This is a genomic window from Kitasatospora sp. NPDC041917 (assembly GCF_055589745.1).
The window spans coordinates 1-18,973 of sequence record NZ_JBVJBI010000029.1; the positions used below are offsets into that span (position 1 = coordinate 1).

The 18,973-nt window shown below is 70.3% G+C and carries 14 protein-coding genes; 2 read left to right on the forward strand and 12 right to left on the reverse strand.

The window, feature by feature from the left end; all coding sequences use genetic code 11:
* The 10 genes from ACZ6EM_RS28470 to typA form a co-directional block, all read right to left on the reverse strand.
* The coding region (locus tag ACZ6EM_RS28470; protein ID WP_465773553.1) for an ABC transporter ATP-binding protein at positions 1–579 on the reverse strand (579 nt) is incomplete at its 3' end.
* A 15-nt stretch (positions 580–594) separates the two neighbouring features.
* Positions 595–1,509, reverse strand: a complete 915-nt coding sequence (locus ACZ6EM_RS28475; protein ID WP_401054963.1) for an ABC transporter permease — start codon at positions 1,507–1,509, stop codon at positions 595–597.
* A gap of 76 nt (positions 1,510–1,585) precedes the next feature.
* On the reverse strand, positions 1,586–2,512 hold the full coding sequence (locus tag ACZ6EM_RS28480) for an ABC transporter permease (RefSeq protein ID WP_380633855.1): 927 nt from the start codon (positions 2,510–2,512) through the stop codon (positions 1,586–1,588).
* Positions 2,513–2,638: 126 nt separating this feature from the next.
* Entirely contained in the window at positions 2,639–4,261 is a 1,623-nt protein-coding gene (locus ACZ6EM_RS28485; RefSeq protein WP_465773554.1) for a peptide ABC transporter substrate-binding protein, read from the reverse strand.
* A 221-nt stretch (positions 4,262–4,482) separates the two neighbouring features.
* On the reverse strand, positions 4,483–5,499 hold the full coding sequence (locus tag ACZ6EM_RS28490) for an ABC transporter ATP-binding protein (protein WP_401043465.1): 1,017 nt from the start codon (positions 5,497–5,499) through the stop codon (positions 4,483–4,485).
* Complete coding sequence (locus ACZ6EM_RS28495) at positions 5,492–6,541, reverse strand: ABC transporter ATP-binding protein (protein ID WP_380551698.1); 1,050 nt, start codon at positions 6,539–6,541, stop codon at positions 5,492–5,494. The genes ACZ6EM_RS28490 and ACZ6EM_RS28495 overlap by 8 nt, the downstream gene beginning before the upstream one ends.
* Before the next feature lie 19 nt (positions 6,542–6,560).
* The gene (locus ACZ6EM_RS28500; protein ID WP_401043467.1) at positions 6,561–7,505 is read right to left on the reverse strand and encodes an ABC transporter permease; all 945 of its coding nucleotides are present in this window, start codon (positions 7,503–7,505) and stop codon (positions 6,561–6,563) included.
* Complete coding sequence (locus tag ACZ6EM_RS28505) at positions 7,498–8,424, reverse strand: ABC transporter permease (RefSeq protein WP_380551692.1); 927 nt, start codon at positions 8,422–8,424, stop codon at positions 7,498–7,500. The genes ACZ6EM_RS28500 and ACZ6EM_RS28505 overlap by 8 nt, the downstream gene beginning before the upstream one ends.
* A gap of 140 nt (positions 8,425–8,564) precedes the next feature.
* On the reverse strand, positions 8,565–10,202 hold the full coding sequence (locus ACZ6EM_RS28510) for a peptide ABC transporter substrate-binding protein (RefSeq protein WP_401043469.1): 1,638 nt from the start codon (positions 10,200–10,202) through the stop codon (positions 8,565–8,567).
* Positions 10,203–10,633: 431 nt separating this feature from the next.
* On the reverse strand, positions 10,634–12,538 hold the full coding sequence (gene typA, locus ACZ6EM_RS28515; RefSeq protein ID WP_359899557.1) for a translational GTPase TypA: 1,905 nt from the start codon (positions 12,536–12,538) through the stop codon (positions 10,634–10,636).
* Positions 12,539–12,794: 256 nt separating this feature from the next.
* Between typA and ACZ6EM_RS28520 the strand changes: the two genes are divergently transcribed.
* A complete protein-coding gene (locus ACZ6EM_RS28520; protein ID WP_465773555.1) occupies positions 12,795–13,919 on the forward strand; it encodes a hypothetical protein in 1,125 nt (374 codons plus the stop codon).
* The gene (locus ACZ6EM_RS28525; protein ID WP_401043473.1) at positions 13,916–14,326 is read left to right on the forward strand and encodes an alpha/beta fold hydrolase; all 411 of its coding nucleotides are present in this window, start codon (positions 13,916–13,918) and stop codon (positions 14,324–14,326) included. The genes ACZ6EM_RS28520 and ACZ6EM_RS28525 overlap by 4 nt, the downstream gene beginning before the upstream one ends.
* Here ACZ6EM_RS28525 and ACZ6EM_RS28530 read toward each other — a convergent pair.
* Together ACZ6EM_RS28530 and ACZ6EM_RS28535 are read right to left on the reverse strand one after the other, a co-directional pair.
* Positions 14,323–16,146, reverse strand: coding sequence for an ABC transporter family substrate-binding protein (locus tag ACZ6EM_RS28530; RefSeq protein ID WP_465773556.1), 1,824 nt, complete (start codon positions 16,144–16,146; stop codon positions 14,323–14,325). The two genes, ACZ6EM_RS28525 and ACZ6EM_RS28530, sit on opposite strands and share 4 nt — an antisense overlap.
* A 93-nt stretch (positions 16,147–16,239) precedes the next feature.
* Positions 16,240–18,840, reverse strand: coding sequence for a SpoIIE family protein phosphatase (locus tag ACZ6EM_RS28535; protein ID WP_401043477.1), 2,601 nt, complete (start codon positions 18,838–18,840; stop codon positions 16,240–16,242).
* Between the last annotated feature and the right edge of the window lie 133 nt (positions 18,841–18,973).

Here is an 18,973-nt window from a genome sequence, read left to right on the forward strand (position 1 = left end):
GATCAGGTCCGGCTCCAGGGCCAGCGCCATCGCGATCATGATGCGCTGGCGCATGCCGCCGGAGAACTGGTGCGGGTAGTCGTTCACCCGCTGCCTGGCGGCCGGGATGCGCACCCGGTCCATCAGCTCGATGGCCCGCTCCCGGGCCTCCTTGCGGGAGACCCCCCGGTGCGCCCGGAACATCTCCCCCAGCTGGTAGCCGACGCTCAGCACCGGGTTCAGCGCCGAGAGCGCGTCCTGGAAGATCATCGCGATCTTCTGGCCGCGGATCCGCCGCCGCTCCTCCTTGCTCATCCTGAGCATGTCCTGGCCCCGGTAGAGGATCTCGCCGCGCGGGATCCTGGCCGGCGGCATGTCCAGGATGCCCATGATCGCCTGCGCCGTCACCGACTTGCCCGAGCCGGACTCCCCCAGCACCGCCAGCGTCTCCCCCGCCGCGACGGAGTAGTTGACGCCGTTCACGGCCCTGGCGACGCCGTCCCGGGTGACGAACTCGACGTGCAGGTCCCGCACGTCGAGCAGCGGCCCCTGGTACGGCGCCTCCTGCACGCGCCCGGTGGTGTCCACCGCTGTACTCACGATGCGCTCCCTCGCTCAGCGAAGCTTCGGATCGAGGGCGTCGCGGACCGCGTCGCCCATCATGATGAAGGCCAGCACGGTGATGGAGAGCGCCGCGGCCGGGAAGAACATCACGTACGGCGCGGTCCGGATCACCTTCTGGGCGGAGGAGATGTCGATGCCCCAGGAGATGGTCGGCTCCTGAAGACCGATGCCGAGGAAGCTCAGCGTCGCCTCGGTCGCGATGTAGCCGCCGAGCGCGATGGTCGCCACCACGATCACCGGCGCGACCGCGTTCGGCAGGATGTGCCGGAGCATCAGCCGTCCGGTCCCGGCCCCGAGGGCCCGGCCCGCCGTCACGAAGTCGGACTGTTTGACGGTCAGCACCGCACCGCGCATGACGCGGGCGATCTGGGTCCAGCCGAGGACGGCCAGGGCGACCACCACGGTCCACACCGTGCGGACGGTGAACGCGTTCAGCAGCACCAGGGCGCCGAGCAGCAGCGGGATGCCGAAGAAGATGTCGACGATCCGGGAGACCACCGCGTCGACGGCCCCGCCGTAGTACCCGGCGACCATGCCGGTCAGCCCGCCGAGCAGGGTGACCGCGGCGGTCACGAAGATGCCGACGGTGATCGAGGCCCGGGCGCCGTAGACCACCCGGGCGTAGATGGACCGGCCCTGGGCGTCGTAGCCGAACCAGCCGGCGCCGAAGAAGTCCGTCCAGTCCGGCCGCCGGAGGTAGTCGTGCACCAGGTCGGCCCTGCGCGGGTTGGCGTCGGTGAAGGCCCAGGGAAAGATCGCGATGAGCACCAGCAGCACGATCAGCACGACCGAGAGCAGGAAGATCGGCCGCCGGCGCAGGTCCCGCCAGGCGTCGCCCCAGAGGCTGCGGGCCTCCTCCCGCTTCTCCACGTCGGATTCGACCAGGGTCTCCTGCTCCACCGCCATGCCCTGCTCCCCCGCGAAGTCGAGACGGGAGACACCAGGCTTGGGATGCGGTTCGTAGGAGTCCTCGTCGTGGATGTCAGACATAGCGGATCCTCGGGTCCAGGACCGCGTAGAGCAGGTCGACGAGCAGGCTGGCGACCAGGTAGATGATCACCAGGACGGTCACGATGCCGACCACGGTCGGGCCTTCCTTCTGGTTGATCGCCCGGTACAGGACGTTGCCGATGCCCTGCACGTTGAAGATGCCCTCGGTGACGATCGCCCCGCCCATCAGCGCGCCGAGGTCGGTGCCGAGGAAGGTGACCACCGGGATGAGCGAGTTGCGCAGCAGGTGGCGGGAGATGATGGTCCGCCGGGGCAGGCCCTTGGCGGTCGCGGTCCGGATGTAGTCGGCCCGCAGGTTCTCGCCGATGGAGGTCCGGGTGAGCCGGGCGACGTACGCGAGCGAGAGCGAGCCGAGGACGACCGCCGGCAGGATCAGCTGGGAGAGGTCGTAGCTGTCCTGCACCGTCGGCGTGACCCAGCCCAGGTTGGTGGCGAACACGGTCTGCGCGATGTAGGCCAGCACGAAGACCGGGATCGAGATCACCACCAGGGTCAGGATGAGCACCAGGGTGTCCGCGATGCTGCCGCGCTTCAGCCCGGAGAGCACGCCGAAGGCGAGGCCCACGATCATCTCGAAGAGAAAGGCCATCAGCGCCAGCCGGATGGTGACCGGGAAGGCGTCCGCCATGATGTCGGAGACCGGGCGGCCGGTGAAACTGGTTCCGAAGTCCCCCTGGAAGAGGTTCCCCATGTAGTGCAGGTACTGCTTCCAGAGCGGCTGGTCGAGGTAGTACGTGTGCTTGATGCTCGCGACCACCGACGGGTCTGCGGCCTTCTCGCCGAACAGCGCGACCACCGGGTCGCCCGGCAGCGTGTAGACCATCACGAAGATCAGCAGCGTGGTGCCGAAGAACACCGGGATCATCTGCAGCACCCGCCGCAGCACGTAACTGCCCATCCGAGCCTCCTTCCTGTGTGGCCGACCGGGCCGGGCCGGTCGGCCGGGAGACCGCGCCCCGCCCTCCGCGCGGGGAGGGCGGGGCCGGTGCGCGGGGATCAGGGTCCGGGGATCAGGGCCCGGGGATCAGCCCTTGACCTCGACCTGCGTCCAGGCCGGGTTGCCGAAGGAGTCGAAACTCACGTTCTGCACGTTGGTCGAGTAGCCCGAGTTGGTGCGGTAGTACCAGAGCGGGACGGCCGGCATGCCGCTCTGCAGCACCGCCTCGGCCTGCTGGTAGCCGGTCACCGTGTCGGCGACGCTGGCGGCCTCGTCGGCCTGGGTCGCCGCCTGGTCGAACTGCGGGCTGCTGTACCCGGTGTCGTTGGACGCGGCACCGGTGCGGTACACGTCGGCCAGGAAGTTGGCGTTCAGCGGGTAGTCCTGCACCCAGCCGGTGCGGAAGGCGCCGTTGAGCTGGTGCGCGGTGATGGCCTGGCGGGCGGTCTTGAAGTCGGGCTTCGGGTCGCCGAGGCAGTCGACGCCGGTGTTCTGCCGGATCGAGTTGCAGACCGCGTCGACCCACTCCTTGTGGCCGCCGTCCGCGTTGTAGGTGATCAGCACCTTGTTGCCGGGGACGCCGCCGCCCTGCTGGATCAGCTGCTTGGCCTTGGCGGGGTCGAAGTTGCAGAAGTCCCCGCAGGTGCCGGCCTTGTAGCCCTCGACGCCCTCCGCCACCCAGGCGCTGGCCGGCGCGCGGGAACCCTGCAGCACCGTCTTGGTGATGGTCGCGCGGTCGATCGCCATCGACAGGCCCTGGCGCACCTGGGCCTTCTCCGGGGCGGCCCAGTCGGCCTGGTAGAGGGTGAAGCCGATGTTCTGGATGGCGCCCTGCGGCGCGTCCACCGCGCGGTCGCCGAGGTCGCTCTTGTACGTGGCCAGCGCGGACGGCGGCACCTGGTCCATCACGTCCAGGTTGTTGGACTGGAGGTCGGCGTAGGCGGCCTCGGACGTGGTGTACATCTTGAAGACGACGCCGCCGTTCTTCGGCTTGTCCACGCCCTGGTAGTCCGGGAAGCTCTTGGTGACCACCTGGCTGTTGTGCGCCCAGCTGACGAACTGGTACGGGCCGTTGCCCACCGGCTTCTGCCCGTACCCGGCCGGGTCCTTGAAGAAGCCCTCGGGCAGCGGCGAGAAGGCGATGTAGCCGAGCTTGTACTCGAAGTACGAGACCTTGTGGTTCAGCTTGACGGTGAAGTGCAGGTCGTCGGTGACGGTCAGTCCGGACATCTTGTCCGAGGTGGGCTGGCCGGAGGCCGGGTGGACGTCCTGGTAGCCCTCGATGTCGGAGAACCAGGAGCTGTTGATCTGGTTGTTGGCGGGGTTGGCGCCCCAGTTCCAGGCGTCGACGAAGTTCTGGGCGTGCACCGGGGTGCCGTCGTGGAACTTCCAGCCGTCCTTCAGGGTGACGGTGAAGGTCAGCGAGTCACTGGTGTCGATCGCGTCGGCGACCTGCATCCGGATCTTGGCATTGGTGGGGTCGTAGTCGACCAGCCCCTTGAAGAGGTTCTGGATGATGCGACCACCGCCGACCTCGTTCGCGTTGGCGGGCTGCAACGGGTTCTGCGGCTCGTTGCTCTGGTAGCTGAAGGTCTTGCTGGCGTCCGACGAGCCGCTGCCTCCTCCGCCGTTGCTGCTGCACCCGGTGGCCACCAGGGCCACGGACGTCGCAACGGCGAGGACCCATCGAGCACGGGCGGCTTCGGGCATGGAGGTCCCTCCTCAAGGTGTGTGTCGCATCACATCCCATGAGAAGCGCGCCCCGGCGACGGCGCGAGTCAGGTGCACCCGCACGGGTGCCGTGACCCCCTGCCGAGTTGACGCGGCGCCGGATCGACGCAGCACCGGATCAACGCGGCGCCGGATCAACAGAATGCCGGAAGGGCCCGTGGCGCGAACGCCACGGGCCCTTCCTGGGACCAGCGGGGGAATCAGGCCGCGGCCTGCTCCCGGACCTCGGGGAAGTGGCAGGCCGACTCGTGCGCGGCCGGGCCCTTCAGCAGCGAGGGGACCGCGAGCAGCGGGACCTCCTCGGAGCACCGCTCCTCCGCCTTCCAGCAGCGGGTGCGGAAGCGGCAGCCGGACGGCGGGTTGGCCGGCGAGGGGATGTCCCCGCTGAGCACGATCCGGTCGCGGGTCTCGCGCGCCGCCGGGTCCGGCACCGGCACCGCGGAGAGCAGCGCCTGGGTGTACGGGTGGGTGGCGTTCTCGTAGATCTCCTCGTCCGAGCCGATCTCGACCATCTTGCCCAGGTACATCACGCCGACGCGGTCGGAGATGTGCCGGACGATGGAGAGGTCGTGCGCGATGAACATGTAGGAGAGGCCGAACTCGCCCTGCAGCTGCTCCAGCAGGTTGATCACCTGCGCCTGGACGGACACGTCCAGCGCGGAGACCGGCTCGTCGCAGATGATGATCTCCGGCTTGAGCGCGAGACCGCGGGCGATGCCGATGCGCTGGCGCTGGCCGCCGGAGAACTGGTGCGGGTACCGGTTGATGTACTCCGGGTTCAGACCCACGACGTCCAGCAGGTCCTGGACGGCCTTGCGGCGGTCGCCCTTGGGCGCCACCTCGGGGTGGATCTCGAACGGCTCGCCGATGATGTCGCCGACCGTCATGCGCGGGTTGAGCGAGGTGTACGGGTCCTGGAACACCATCTGGATGTTCCGGCGGACGGCCTTGAGGGCCGCCCCCTGGAGCGTGGAGATGTCCTCGCCCTTGAAGAGCACCTGGCCGGAGGTGGGCCGCTCCAGGTTCATCAGCACCTTGGCCAGCGTGGACTTGCCACAGCCGGACTCGCCGACGATCCCGAGCGTCTCGCCCTTCTTCAGCTCGAAGGAGATGCCGTCGACCGCCTTGACCGCGCCGACCTGCTTCTTCAAGAGGATGCCCTGGGTCAGCGGGTAGTGCTTGACCAGGTCCTTGACCTCCAGGATGTTCTCAGCCATGGAGGGTCTCCTTCCAGAGGTGGCACGCGCTGCGGCGGCCGGTGAGCTCCTTGCCGTCCTTGTCCGTCACGTGGTGCAGCGCCGGGGTCTCGGTGCGGCACAGGTCGGTGGCGACGTCGCAGCGGGGGTTGAACGCGCAGCCGGCCGGAACCTTGAGCAGGTTCGGGGGCAGGCCCTTGATCGCGTACAGCTCCTGGCCCTTCTGGTCCAGGCGCGGGATGGAGCGGAGCAGGCCCTTGGTGTACGGGTGCGCGGGGTTCGCGTACAGGTCGTGCACCGGGGCGGTCTCCACGATCCGGCCCGCGTACATCACGGCGATCTTGTCCGCGACGTCGGCGACCACGCCGAGGTCGTGGGTGATCAGGATCAGGCCCATGTTGTACTCGGCCTGGAGCTCGGCCAGCAGGTCCATCACCTGGGCCTGGACGGTGACGTCCAGGGCGGTGGTGGGCTCGTCCGCGATGATCAGGTCCGGCTCCAGGGAGAGCGCCATCGCGATCATGATGCGCTGGCGCATGCCGCCGGAGAACTGGTGCGGGTAGTCGTTCACCCGCTGGCGGGCGGCCGGGATGCGCACCCGCTCCATCAGCTCGATGGCCTTCTCCTTGGCCTCCTTCCTGGAGGCCCCCTGGTGCACGCGGAACATCTCGCCGAGCTGGTAGCCGACGCTGAGCACCGGGTTCAGCGCGGAGAGCGCGTCCTGGAAGATCATCGCGATCTTCCGGCCGCGGATCCGGCGCCGCTCCTCGCCGCTCATCGTGAGCATGTCCTGGCCGCGGTACAGGATCTGGCCCTGGGTCACCTTGCCCGGGGGCATGTCCAGGATGCCCATGATGGTCTGCGCCGTCACGGACTTGCCGGAGCCGGACTCGCCGAGCACGGCGAGGGTCTCGCCGGCCGCGACGGAGTAGTTGACGCCGTTCACTGCCTTGGCCACGCCGTCCCGGGTGTGGAACTCCACGTGGAGGTCCTTCACCTCCAGGAGAGGAGTGCCGACTTCGAGCCGGTCATTCTTCTGGTTGTTCTCGATCACGGTGGTCATCGGGTCGTCACCTCTTCTCTCAGCGGAGCTTCGGGTCGAGGGCGTCGCGCACCGCGTCGCCGAGCATGATGAACGCCAGCACGGTAAGGCTCAGCATTCCGGCGGGGAAGAACAGGGCGAACGGTGCCGTGCGGATCACCTTCTGGGCCGAGTTGATGTCGATACCCCAGGAGATGGTCGGGTCCTGAAGACCGATGCCGAGGAAGCTCAGCGTCGCCTCGGTGGCGATGTAGCCGCCGAGCGCGATGGTGGCGACGACGATCACCGGGGCGATCGCGTTCGGCAGGATGTGCTTGAACATGATCCGGCCGGTGCCGGCGCCGAGCGCCTTGGCCGCCGTCACGAAGTCGGCCTGCTTGACCGTGATCACCGAGCCGCGCATGACACGGGTCATCTGGGTCCAGCCCAGGGCGACCAGCGCGAACACCACGCTCCAGACGGTGCGGTCGGTGAAGGCGTTCAGGACCACCAGCGAGCCGAGCAGCAGCGGGATGCCGAAGAAGATGTCGGTGATGCGGGAGATGATCGTGTCGACCCAGCCGCCGAAGTAGCCGGCCACCATGCCGGCGAGGCCGCCGAGGATGGTCACGCCCAGGGTGACGCAGATGCCGACCACGACCGAGGCGCGGGCGCCGTAGACGACGCGGGCGTAGATGCTGCGGCCCTGGAGGTCGTAGCCGAACCAGTCCGCCTGGAAGAAGTGGCTGTAGTTCGGCTTCGACAGGTAGTGGTTGCGCAGGTCGCCGGCCCGCGGGTCCACCGAGGTGAACAGCCCGGGGGCGATGGCGATGACGATCAGCAGCAGGATCAGCAGCCCGGAGATCACGAAGATCGGCTTGCGACGCAGGTCGTGCCAGGCGTCCGAGCCGAGGCTGCGGGCTTTCTCCTGCTTCGGCGCCGGGGCGTCCGCCGCGCGCTGGGCCGGGATGTCCCCGGCGGTCTTCTTCTCGGTCAGGTCAGGCATAACGGATCCTCGGGTCCAGGACCGCGTAAAGCAGGTCGACGATCAGGCCGGCGGCCAGGTAGACGATCACGAGGAAGGCCACGAAGCCGGAGACGGTCGCGCCCTCCTTCATGTTGATCGCTTGGTAGAGCGCGTGACCCACGCCCTGGACGTTGAAGATGCCCTCGGTCACGATCGCGCCGCCCATCAGGGCGCCGAGGTCGGTGCCGAGGAAGGTGACCACCGGGATCATCGAGTTGCGGAGCAGGTGGGTGCCGATCACCTTGCGGCGCGGCAGGCCCTTGGCCACCGCGGTGCGCACGTAGTCGGCCTTGATGTTCTCGGCTATGGAAGTACGGGTGAGGCGCGCGACGTAGGCCAGCGAGAGCGAGCCGAGCACCACGGCCGGCAGCACCAGCTGGGTGATGTCGTTGCTGTCCTGGACGGTCGGGGTGACCCACTTCAGGTTCTGCCCGAAGACCGTCTGGAAGATGAAGCCCAGCACCGGGACCGGGATCGAGATCAGCAGCAGGGTGAGGACCAGGGCGCCCTTGTCGAACATCTTGCCGCGGCGCAGACCGGCGTACAGGCCGATGCCGATGCCGAGCACGATCTCGATGGCGAACGCGAACAGCGCCAGCCGGGTCGTGACCGGCAGCGCCTCGGTGATCTTGTCGATGACCGGGCGCTGGTCCAGACCGGTGCCGAAGTCACCGGTGAGCAGCTTGCCCATGTAGTCGAAGTACTGCTGGATCAGCGGCTTGTCGAAGCCCTGCTGGTGCTTGAGAGCGGCGAGCTGCACCGGGTCCGGTGCCTTGTCGCCCCACAGTGCTGCCACCGGGTCACCAGGCAGCAAGTGCACCATGAAAAAGATGAGTGCGGTCGTTCCGAGGAACACCGGGATCATCTGGAGCAGTCGCCTTGCGACAAAGCGCCCCATCGTGCCTCCATGTATGGCCCTGCCGAGCCCGTCAACTCGGCAAGAGAAAAGTCGGCGTGCCAACGGCCGGTGCCAGTCCTCGCCCTCGTGGGGATGGACGGGCACCGGCCGTTGTCACCGGGTCAGGCGGTGCCGACCGATTACTTCTTCTTCTTGACCTCGACGTCGGTGTAGACCGGGTCGCCGAAGGAGTTGAACTTCACGTTCTGGACGTTCTTGGAGTAGCCGGAGCTGGTCTTGTAGTACCAGAGCGGGATGGCCGGCATGTCCTTGGCCAGAACGGCCTCGGCCTGCTGGTAGAGCTCGGCGGTCTTCTCGACCGTGGTGGCGGCGTCCGCCTCCTTCGACAGCTTGTCGAACTCGGGGCTCGAGTAGCCACCGTCGTTGGCCGCGGCACCGGTGCCGTAGACGTCACGCAGGAAGTTGGCGTTCAGCGGGTAGTCCTGCACCCAGCCGGTCCGCATCATGCTCTGGACCTGCTTGTTGGTGATGATGTCGCGCGAGGTCTTGAAGTCCGGCTTCGGGTCACCGAGGCACTCGACGCCGGTCGCCTGGCGGATGGAGTTGCAGACCGCGTCCACCCACTCCTTGTGGCCACCGTCGGAGTTGTACTGGATGAGGACCTTGCCACCGGGGACGCCGCCACCCTCGGTGATCAGCTGCTTGGCCTTCTCCGGGTTGTACTTGCAGGCGTCGCCGCAGGTGCCGGCCTTGTAGCCCATGACGCCGGGCGCCACGAACGAGTCGGCGGGCAGGCGGTTGCCGTTCAGCACGGTCTTGGTGATGGTCTCGCGGTCGATCGCCATCGAGAGGCCCTGGCGGACCTTCTCCTTGCCCTGCTCGCTCCAGCCGCCCTGGTACAGCGCGAAGCCGATGTTCTGGATGGCGCCCTGCGGCTGGTCGACCGCGCGCTTGCCCAGGTCGTCCTTGTACTTCGGCAGGTCGGTCGGGTCGACCTGGTCCAGCACGTCCAGCGTGTCGGACATCAGGTCCTTGTACGCGGCCTCACCGGCGGTGTAGTTGCGGAAGACGACACCGCCGTTCTTCGGCTTGTCGATGCCCGTGTACTTGTCGTACGCGGCCAGCGTGATGGCCTTGTTGTGCTCCCACGAGACGAACTTGTAGGGGCCGTTGCCGACCGGCTTCTGGCCGTAGCCGGCCGGGTCGGCGAAGAAGCCCTCGGGCAGCGGGAAGAAGGCCGAGTAGCCGAGCTTGTACGTGAAGTACGAGACCGGGCTGGTCAGTTCGATCGTGAAGTGGGTGTCGTCGACGACCTTCAGGCCGGACATCTCGGTGGCGGTCGGGTCACCCTTCTCCGGGTGCACGGCGTCGTAGCCGACGATGTCCGAGAACCAGTCCGAGTTGATCTGGTTGTTCTTCGGGTTGGCCGACCAGTTCCAGGAGCCGACGAAGGACTTGGCGGTGACCGGGGTGCCGTCGTGGAAGGTCCAGCCGGACTTCAGCGTGACGGTGTAGTTCTTGGCGTCGGTGGTCTCGATCTTGTCGGCCACCTGGTTGCGCAGGGCACCGGTCGCGGGGTCGTAGTCGACGAGGCCCTTGAAGAGCTGCTTGACGATACGGCCGCCCTGGTTCTCCATGGCGTTCGCCGGCTGGAGCGGGCGCTGCGGCTCCGCGCTCTGGTAGCTGAAGCTGGCCCCGGGGTCGACCGCAGCGCTGTCGGAGCTACCCCCGGAGGAGTCGCTGCTGCTGCACGCAGTCGCAGCGAGGGCGACAGCAACAGCTGCGACAACCCACTTGGCCTGGCTCGCACCGCGCATCGGTGTGCCTCCTGAATTCGACGTTGCAACGAGGAGGGCACTGCGGAACGGTGATCACCGGGCCCGCTGTGCCGTCCGCGCTCGTGGTTTCGGCGCGCACCCCTGCGCGTTCACCCTTGACCCGAGCCTGACTGCACCCACTATCCGTCACGCACGGACACGAAAGTGACCAGTGACGATCTCAATTAGGTCACATGAACAGTCGGTAAGTTTCGAAAACCGGACATTTGAGACATAGCCAGACAGGCACCAAACGGACAGTCGTCACGGATGACGAACTGTCACGTCCGCTCAGCGGACACTCGGCTGTGATGAGCGCTATTCCGTGAATAGCGGCCCCGACAACTTGGAGTAGTTGAAAAAGTTCGCCCCCCTCTCCATGGGAAAGGGGGGCGAATCATTCCGGCCAATGGCCGTTCAGTGCGTCCGGATCACGCCTTCTTGGCGCGCGAGGCAGTGCGTCCGCGGTCCTTCTGGTCAAGGACGACCTTACGGATGCGAACCGTCTCCGGGGTCACCTCGATGCACTCGTCCTCGCGGCAGAACTCCAGCGACTGCTCCAGCGAGAGCTTGCGCGGCGGGACGATCGACTCGGCCACGTCGGCGTTCGCCGACCGCATGTTGGTGAGCTTCTTCTCCTTGGTGATGTTCACGTCCATGTCGTCGGCACGCGAGTTCTCACCGACGATCATGCCCTCGTACACCTCGGTGCCCGGCTCGCAGAAGAGCACGCCGCGCTCCTGCAGGTTGGTCATCGCGAAGGCGGTGACCACGCCGGCCCGGTCGGCGACCAGCGAGCCGTTGTTGCGGGTGGTCAGGTTGCCGAACCACGGCTCGTGACCCTCGTGGATCGAGTGGGCGATGCCGGTGCCGCGGGTGTTGGTGAGGAACTCGGTGCGGAAGCCGATCAGGCCGCGGGACGGCACGACGAACTCCATCCGGACCCAGCCCGAACCGTGGTTGGACATGTTGTCCATCCGGCCCTTGCGGATGCCCATGAGCTGCGTGACCGCGCCCATGTGCTCCTCGGGCACGTCCACCGTGAGGCGCTCGACCGGCTCGTGGGTCTTGCCGTTGACCTCCTTGGTGACCACCTGCGGCTTGCCGACGGTCAGCTCGAAGCCCTCGCGACGCATGGTCTCGATCAGGATGGCCAGCGCCAGCTCACCGCGGCCCTGCACCTCCCAGGCGTCCGGACGCTCGGTGTCCAGGACGCGCAGCGAGACGTTACCGATCAGCTCGCGGTCCAGGCGGTCCTTCACCTGGCGGGCGGTGACCTTGCGGTCCACCTTGCCGGCGGCCTTGGCGTCCGCGCCCTTGCCGCTGCCACCACGGCCGACCAGCGGGGAGGTGTTGGTGCCGATGGTCATCGAGATGGCCGGCTCGTCCACCGTGATCAGCGGCAGCGCGATCGGGTTCTCCGGGTCGGCCAGGGTCTCGCCGATCATGATCTCGCCGATGCCGGCGACGGCGCAGATGTCACCGGGGCCCGCCACCTCGGCGGGCTTGCGGGTGAGCGCCTCGGTCATCAGCAGCTCGGAGATGCGGACGTTCTGGATCGAGCCGTCACGCTTGATCCAGGCCACGGTCTGGCCCTTGCGCAGCTCGCCCTGCTCGACGCGGAGCAGCGCGATGCGGCCGAGGAAGTTGTCGGCGTCCAGGTTGGTGACGTGGGCCTGGAGCGGCGCGGCCTCGTCGTAGCTGGGGGCCGGGACGTGCTCCAGCAGGGTGGAGAAGAACGGCTCCAGGCTGGTGCTGTCGGCCGGGACGGTGCCGTTCTCCGGCTTGGTCAGCGAGGCGACACCGTCACGGGCGCAGGCGTAGACGATCGGGAACTCGATCTGGTCCTCGTCCGCGTCCAGGTCCAGGAACAGGTCGTAGGTCTCGTTGATGACCTCGTCGATCCGGGAGTCCGGACGGTCGGTCTTGTTGATGCAGAGGATGACGGGCAGGCGGGCCGTGAGCGCCTTGCGGAGCACGAAGCGGGTCTGCGGCAGCGGGCCTTCGGAGGCGTCGACCAGCAGGACGACCGCGTCCACCATCGACAGACCGCGCTCGACCTCGCCACCGAAGTCGGCGTGGCCCGGGGTGTCGATGATGTTGATGGTGATCGGCGCGCCACCATCCTTGGGGTGGTACTTGACCGCGGTGTTCTTCGCGAGAATGGTGATGCCCTTCTCGCGCTCCAGGTCGTTGGAGTCCATCATCCGGTCATCGAGGTGCTGGTGGGCGGCGAAGGCGCCGGCCTGCTTGAGCATGGCGTCGACCAGCGTGGTCTTGCCGTGGTCGACGTGGGCGACGATGGCGACGTTACGGATGTCGTTGCGCGTGGGCATGCCTAGCGGATTCTCCCGGAATCGTGGGTTACGGCGCCCGGCCGCGAGACGCGCACTTGCGACCTCTTCGGTCGCCGCCACCCGTTCCGCCTGCTACTACCGGTCCACCCGCCGGGCATATCGACATGCCTCGGCTTCCTCCTATCGTACGGGGAAGCGCCCAGGTGAGCAGAAACGGGCAGGTCGCACGGGATCAAGATCACAGGTGGGTCACATGCCCTTCACCCCGCGGCCCGCCTCCGACACTCTTCCGTCCGTGATCCAACACCTCCGGGCCTCGCTGCCCTGGCTGTTCCGCGCCGTCGGCACCGTGCTCCTGTACCTGGCGATCCTCCACGGCCTGCCGGGCCCAACCGCTCTCGGCTGCGCGATCGGCTTCCTGGTGGGCCAGGAGCCGCTGTCCGACCTCTGGTTCCTGCTCACCCACCGGCTCTGCGGCGGGCGGCTGTACTGCGCCTCGTACGGCAGGGGCCGGGCCCTGTGGAGCGGCTCGGTCGCCGGGGTGCCCGTCGAACTGGGGCTGCGGCCGACGAGCGGATTCCTGTTCCCCTGGGGCCTGCTGCCGGTCCGCGCGCCCCGGCTGCGGCTGTGGCTCGCCTCGGTCGCACGGTTCGGAGTCCACGCGGGGCTCGGAGCCTGGCTGGCGGCCTCCGCCACGGAACTGCCCCGGGGCATCGGCCTCGGGCTGCTGTTCTCCCTCGCCATGACCGCGGTGACCACCGCGACGAGCCCGGTCAACTCCCTCTGGGCCGTGTTCGTCATGCCCTTCCGGCCGGGCTCCGTGACGGTCGACGCCGAGTCGCCGAGCGCCGTCGAGGCCGAGCGGTTCCTGGTCCGGGGCCGGATCTCCGAGGCGCGCCGCGAGCTGGGCAAGGGCACACCCATGGTCCTCACCGCTGCCGGGATCGCGCTGGCCGAGGGCCGCTACGAGGAGGCCGAGCGGCTCACCGACGAGGCCTTCGAGCGGGGCCACACGCCCGCCGACTCGAGTGTGGCCTTCATCGCCGCCATGGCCCTCGTCGGCCGCGCCGACGCCGGGGAGCACTCCCCCGCGCGGGCCGGAGCACTGCTGGAGCCGTATCTCGTCCGACTGGGCGTCCACGACCGGACGCTCGCCCGCGACTTCCTCCCGGCGGCCGAGCTCGCCCGGTTCCAGAACGATCCGCGGGCCGCCGTCCGAGCGGCCCGCCGTCTGTCGAACGCGGTCGGCTCCCGCTTCCACCGGTCCCTGGCCTGCTGCTCCCTCGCCGCAGCCCTCATCGCCGACGGGCGTCCGGAGGAGGCCCGCGAGGCGCTCGCCCGGGCCCGCCGGGAGTGCCCCGGACTGGCCCGGATCGCCGAGGTCGAACGCATGCTGGAGCCGGTCGAGGCGGCCCGGTGAGTGTCCCGATCGTCCTGGCGCGCGGCACCCGGTTCAGTGCCGGGCAGTGGAGCCCCCAGCTGTCCGCGCTGCGGGAGGAGTTCCCGGTGGTGGCCGTCGACCTGCCGGGGCACGGGGCCAGGCGCGGCGAGCCGTGGAGCCCGACGGCCGCCTGCGCGGCGGTCGCGGCGGGCGTCGAGGAGCTGGGCCGCTTCGAGCCGGGTGCCCTGCGCCGGATCGAGGCGCCGGTGCTGATCCTGAACGGGGAGAAGGACCCCGCCTTCCGCTCCGGCGAGCGGGCCCTCGCCGCCGCCCACCCGCGCGGGCGGGCCCGGGTCCAGCTGGTTCCCCGGGCCCGGCACCTCGCGAACCTCGACGCTCCGGAGGCCGTAACTGACGCCGTGCGCCGCTTCGCCCGGGAGCTCTAGCGGAGCAGGCCCACGTCCTGGAAGCGCGGCCACCCGTAGCCGTACGCGCCCGCGCCGGCCACCCCGGTCCGGACCCCGACCAGCTCCGGCCGCTGGTAGAGCGGGACCGAGTGGCCGAGCTGCCAGATCCGTACGTCCGCCTCCTGGAGCAGGCCCAGCCGGGCCTCCGGGTCCGGTTCGGCGGCCGCCCGGTCGAACAGCCGGTCGATCTCCTCGGTACCGCTGCGGCCGAAGTTGCCGCCCGGCTCGGGCACGCCGTCCAGGTCCGGCCGGGGCTTGGCGTAGACGGAACGCTGTTCGACCGCCGGGCTGGGGCCGGCCGGCCAGGAGAGGAGCGCGAGGTCGTAGTCCCCGGCCGCCAGGTGCTCCCCGACGAAGGACTCGGCGGGCGCGGGCACCCGCTGCACCGCGATCCCGGACTCCCCGAGGCCTGCGATGAGCGCGTCGGCGGTGCGCTCGGCGGTCGCCGAACCGGCCGGGACGAGCAGCGAGAGGGCGAGCGGCTTGCCGTCCTTGGCCCGGGTGCCCCCGCCGGCGGGCCGCATCCAGCCCGCCTCGTCCAGCAGCCGGCCCGGGTCCGCCGGACCGGCCGCGTCGCTGTTGTCCCGGTAGCCCTGCTGGTCGCCCGCGAACAGGTGGCTGCCCAGCGGGGCGGCGGGCAGGCCGAGCGGGGTGAGCGCGGCGTCGGCGATCCGCCGCCGGTCGACGGCCCGGGTGAGGGCGCGGCGCACCAGCGGGTCGGTCAGCGGGCCGCGCGCCGCGTTGAGGGTGAGCTGGGTGAGCGAGGCCGCGGCGGCCCGGTGGACGGTGACGTCGGGCAGCGATTCGGCCCGCCGCAGCGCCAGTGCCGCCGCCTCGGGCGCGGCCGCGGGCGGCGGCGCGGCGGAGGCTGACACGGAGGTGGAGGCAGAGGCGGAAGCGGAGGCGGACGGCTCGGGAGGGGCGGCCGGCGCCGCCCGGTCCACCGCCGCGGTGAGCGGGGCGATGTCCAGGCGCTCCTGGTCCAGCGCGTCCAGCCGCTGCTCGGGCCGCACGGCGAGGAAGTCGATCCGGTCGGCCTTCGGCGGATCGCCCCACCAGAGCGGGCTGCGCACCACGGTGACCGTCCCGCCCTCGGCGTCGTACCGGGAGAGGGTGTACGGGCCGGCGTCCGGCCGGCCGCCGTCGGCCGGCGTCCGGGGAGCAGCGGCCGGACCGGCCGTCTCGGCGGCCGGGTAGAGCGGGCCGAACAGTGCAGGCCACTCCGCGTACGGCCGCCGGAAGGTCACCCGCACCTCGTGCGGGTCGGCGCCCTGGGCGACCGAGTCGATGGCGTCGTACCCGGCCGCCTTCCCGCTCCGGCGGGCCGGGTCCGGGCCGGACAGCGCGGTCCGCTGGGCGTCGAGGTCGGCGGCCGAGATCGGGGTGCCGTCGCTCCAGACGGCGCTCGGGTTGAGCCGGTAGGTCACCACCTGCGGCTGCTCCCCGGGCGGGGTGGAGTCGACGCCCGCCAGGTAGTCGGGGTCGGGGACGAGCCGGCCGTGCTCGTCGGGCCGGAACAGCGAGGGGTACAGCGCGTGGGCGAGCAGCGCCGAGTCGGCGGTCGCCGCGCCCTGGTAGACGTTCAGCGTGGCCGGGACGCCGTCCACCGCCCAGCGCAGCGTGCCGCCGTCCTGGACGGCGGTGCGATCGGCGGGCCCGACGTCCCCGGTGGTGGCGGTGGGGTCGGCCGGGGCGGGCACGGGGGCGGGGGCACGGGGGCCCGGGTCGTCGGAGCAGCCGCCGAGAGCGGCGGAGAGCAGCAGCGCGGCGGCTGCGGCGGTGAGCTGGCGGACGCGCATGGCGGCTATCGAACGCCGCCGCGGGTGCCCGGGCCGCGCCGACACGGCGGGCCGCCGGGCGACTGCACCCGTCCGGCCCACCGTTGCGGGCGGCTAGAGGGCCAGCTCGAACCAGACGATCTTGCCCTTGGGCGTGCGCCGGCTGCCCCAGCGCTCGGCCAGCAGGCTGACCAGTTGCAGGCCGCGCCCGCCCTCGTCGGTCTCCTGCGCGCGCCGCTGCCGGGGCTGCGCGTAGCCGTCGTCCCAGACCTCGCAGACCAGGCTGCGCTCGCGCAGCAGCCGCAACCGGATCTCGCCCCGCCCGTGCTTGAGCGCGTTGGTGACCAGCTCGCTGACCAGCAGCTCGGTGGTGTCGACCAGCTCGTCCAGCCCCCGGGCGAGCAGCCAGCTGCACGCCAGCTCCCGGGCCTTGGCCACCGAGGTGGGCTCGGGCGGCAGGAACCAGTTGCCGACGGCGTCGTCGGGGAAGGCGTGCACCTTGGCCATCAGCAGGGCGATGTCGTCCTCGCCGTGGTGCGGGTTGAGCTCCCCGAGCACGTGGTCGCAGAGGTCCTCCAGCCCCTTGCCCTCGTGGGAGAGCGCGGAGCGGAAGGCCCGCAGGCCCTCGTCCAGCGGGTGCTTGCGGCTCTCCACCAGGCCGTCGGTGTAGAGGCCGAAGACGGCGCCGTCCGGGAGGTCGATCGCGACCTCCTCGAAGGGCTCGCCACCGACGCCGAGCGGCAGGCCGGGCGGTACGTCGAGCATCCGGGCGCCCTCGCCGGGGCTGAGCAGGACGGGCGGCAGGTGGCCGGCGTTGGCGATCCAGCAGCGCCGGCTGACGGCGTCGAAGACCGCGTAGACGCAGGTCGCCAGGTAGACCTCGCGGGCCTCCTCGTCGGCGGTCGAGGTGAGCCGGCCGTACGGGGTGGGCGGGCCGACCGGCACCGAGTCGTCGCCGAGGCCGCGGGCGATCTCGTCCAGGGCGGTGAGCACCTCGCCCGGTTCCAGGTCGAGCATGGCCAGGGTGCGGACGGCGGTGCGCAGTTGGCCCATGGCGACGGCGGCGCGCAGGCCGCGGCCCATCACGTCGCCGATGACCAGCGCGGTGCGGTTGCCGGGCAGCGGGATGACGTCGAACCAGTCGCCGCCGACCTCGGTGTTGTTGTTGCTGGGCAGGTAGCGGCAGGCGATCTCCAGGCCGCTGGCGGCCGGGTTGCCCGGGGGCAGCAGGCTGCGCTGGAGGATCAGCGCCCGCTCGTGCTCGCGCCGGTAGAGCCGGGCGTTGTCGATGCAGACGGCGGCGCGGGCGACGAGTTCCTCGGCGATCGCGACGTCGCGGGCGTCGAAGGGCTCGCTGCCGATCGCCCGGGAGAGCTGGACGAGGCCGAGCACCTGGTCGCGGGCGACCAGCGGGACGATCAGGGTGGAGCGCAGCAGCGGGTCGCGCCCGGGCTCGGGGACGACGCTGCGGCCGGTGCGCAGCGCCCGGGCGTGCGGGGAGCGGCGGGGGTAACAGAGGGTGCCGCCGGCCTCGGCGATCGGCAGGCCGGTCACCGAGCCGAGCACCGAGGAGGCGCCGCCGACCACGCTGGAGACGGCGACCCGGCGCAGTTCGCCGCTGCCGTCGGTGAGCACGGTGTCGCCGAGCCGGCCGGCGCTGGGCACGGTCTCGCCGGAGAGCAGCGCGGTGTAGAGGTCGACGGTGGCGAGGTCGCAGAACGGCGGGACGACGACGTCCAGCAGTTCCTTGGCGGTGGTCTCCAGGTCGAGCGTGGAGCCGATGTGCGCGCTGGCCTCGTTGAGCAGGGCCAGGTTGCGGCGCACGCCGTCGGCCTCGCGCTCGGCGACGTGCCGGCTGGTGACGTCGGAGACCTGCCCGGCGACGCCCATGGTCTGCCCGGCGGAACCGTTCAGGCGGTACAGCGAGACGGCCCAGAGCCGGTTGCCCTCGCGGGTCGGGACGGCGCCGTGGAAGCGCAGGTCGAAGACGGGCTCGCCGGTGGCCAGCACCTTGCGCAGGGCGGCGGAGAGCCGGTCGGCCTCGGACGGCGGGAAGAGGTCGTGCGGGGTGAGGCCCTCCAGGTCGGTGGGGACCAGGCCCATGCCGGAGGCGAAGGCGTCGTTGACCCGCTGCAGCCGCAGCCGGTCGTCGAACAGCACGAAGCCGGTGGGGGTCTGCCCGAAGACGGCCTCGGAGGCGGCCAGGTCGGTCTCGATCCGGCGCAGCCGTCCGAGGTCGACGGCCAGGCAGGTGGCGCCCGCCGTGGGCAGGGAGCTGTCGGGCATCAGGTAGAGCTCGGCGAGGCCCTCGCCGCCGTCGGCGTCCCGGTACGGGGTGGTGCCGACCCATTCCTCGCCCGCCAGGGTGCGCTCCAGCCGGGCCCGGCCGCGCTGCCAGAGCTCGCGGGGGACGAAGGTGGAGATCGGGTCGGCGCCGACGGCCTCGGCGGCCGGGACCCCGAAGAACTCGGCGGCGCGCTCGCTCCACTGGCTGATCCGCCCGTCGGGGCCGATCGCGAAGGTGGCGACCCGGATGTAGTCGTAGATCGAGCCGGGGTCGCCCGCGCCCCACGGCCGGTCCTCGGCGACGGGGTGGTGGCCGCGGCCGACGGGCGCGCCGTCCGGTACGGGCAGGTGCGAGGAGCCGGCCTGCCCGGGTACAGCGGCATGACCGCTGCTCCTCGGCGACACGCTCCGCGCCGGAGTGCTGTTCAACGGACCGACCCCTCCAACCCGCGACCGTCCGGATGTCGAGAAGACCGAGTATTCATCATCGAGGGGTACGTTCACACGCCCTCAACATCACAACATCAGATCGGGCGAAGGTTTTTGTCCTACCGCCCGCGCA

What these genes read in the sequence shown, in the direction of transcription:
- ACZ6EM_RS28485 (WP_465773554.1), bottom strand. Translation starts at nt 4,261, where the DNA reads ATGCCCGAAGCCGCCCGTGCTCGATGGGTCCTCGCCGTTGCGACGTCC.
- ACZ6EM_RS28530 (WP_465773556.1), bottom strand. Translation starts at nt 16,146, where the DNA reads ATGCGCGTCCGCCAGCTCACCGCCGCAGCCGCCGCGCTGCTGCTCTCC.
- ACZ6EM_RS28475 (WP_401054963.1), bottom strand. Translation starts at nt 1,509, where the DNA reads ATGGCGGTGGAGCAGGAGACCCTGGTCGAATCCGACGTGGAGAAGCGG.
- ACZ6EM_RS28505 (WP_380551692.1), bottom strand. Translation starts at nt 8,424, where the DNA reads ATGGGGCGCTTTGTCGCAAGGCGACTGCTCCAGATGATCCCGGTGTTC.
- typA (WP_359899557.1), bottom strand. Translation starts at nt 12,538, where the DNA reads ATGCCCACGCGCAACGACATCCGTAACGTCGCCATCGTCGCCCACGTC.
- ACZ6EM_RS28495 (WP_380551698.1), bottom strand. Translation starts at nt 6,541, where the DNA reads ATGACCACCGTGATCGAGAACAACCAGAAGAATGACCGGCTCGAAGTC.
- ACZ6EM_RS28490 (WP_401043465.1), bottom strand. Translation starts at nt 5,499, where the DNA reads ATGGCTGAGAACATCCTGGAGGTCAAGGACCTGGTCAAGCACTACCCG.
- ACZ6EM_RS28500 (WP_401043467.1), bottom strand. Translation starts at nt 7,505, where the DNA reads ATGCCTGACCTGACCGAGAAGAAGACCGCCGGGGACATCCCGGCCCAG.
- ACZ6EM_RS28480 (WP_380633855.1), bottom strand. Translation starts at nt 2,512, where the DNA reads ATGGGCAGTTACGTGCTGCGGCGGGTGCTGCAGATGATCCCGGTGTTC.
- ACZ6EM_RS28510 (WP_401043469.1), bottom strand. Translation starts at nt 10,202, where the DNA reads ATGCGCGGTGCGAGCCAGGCCAAGTGGGTTGTCGCAGCTGTTGCTGTC.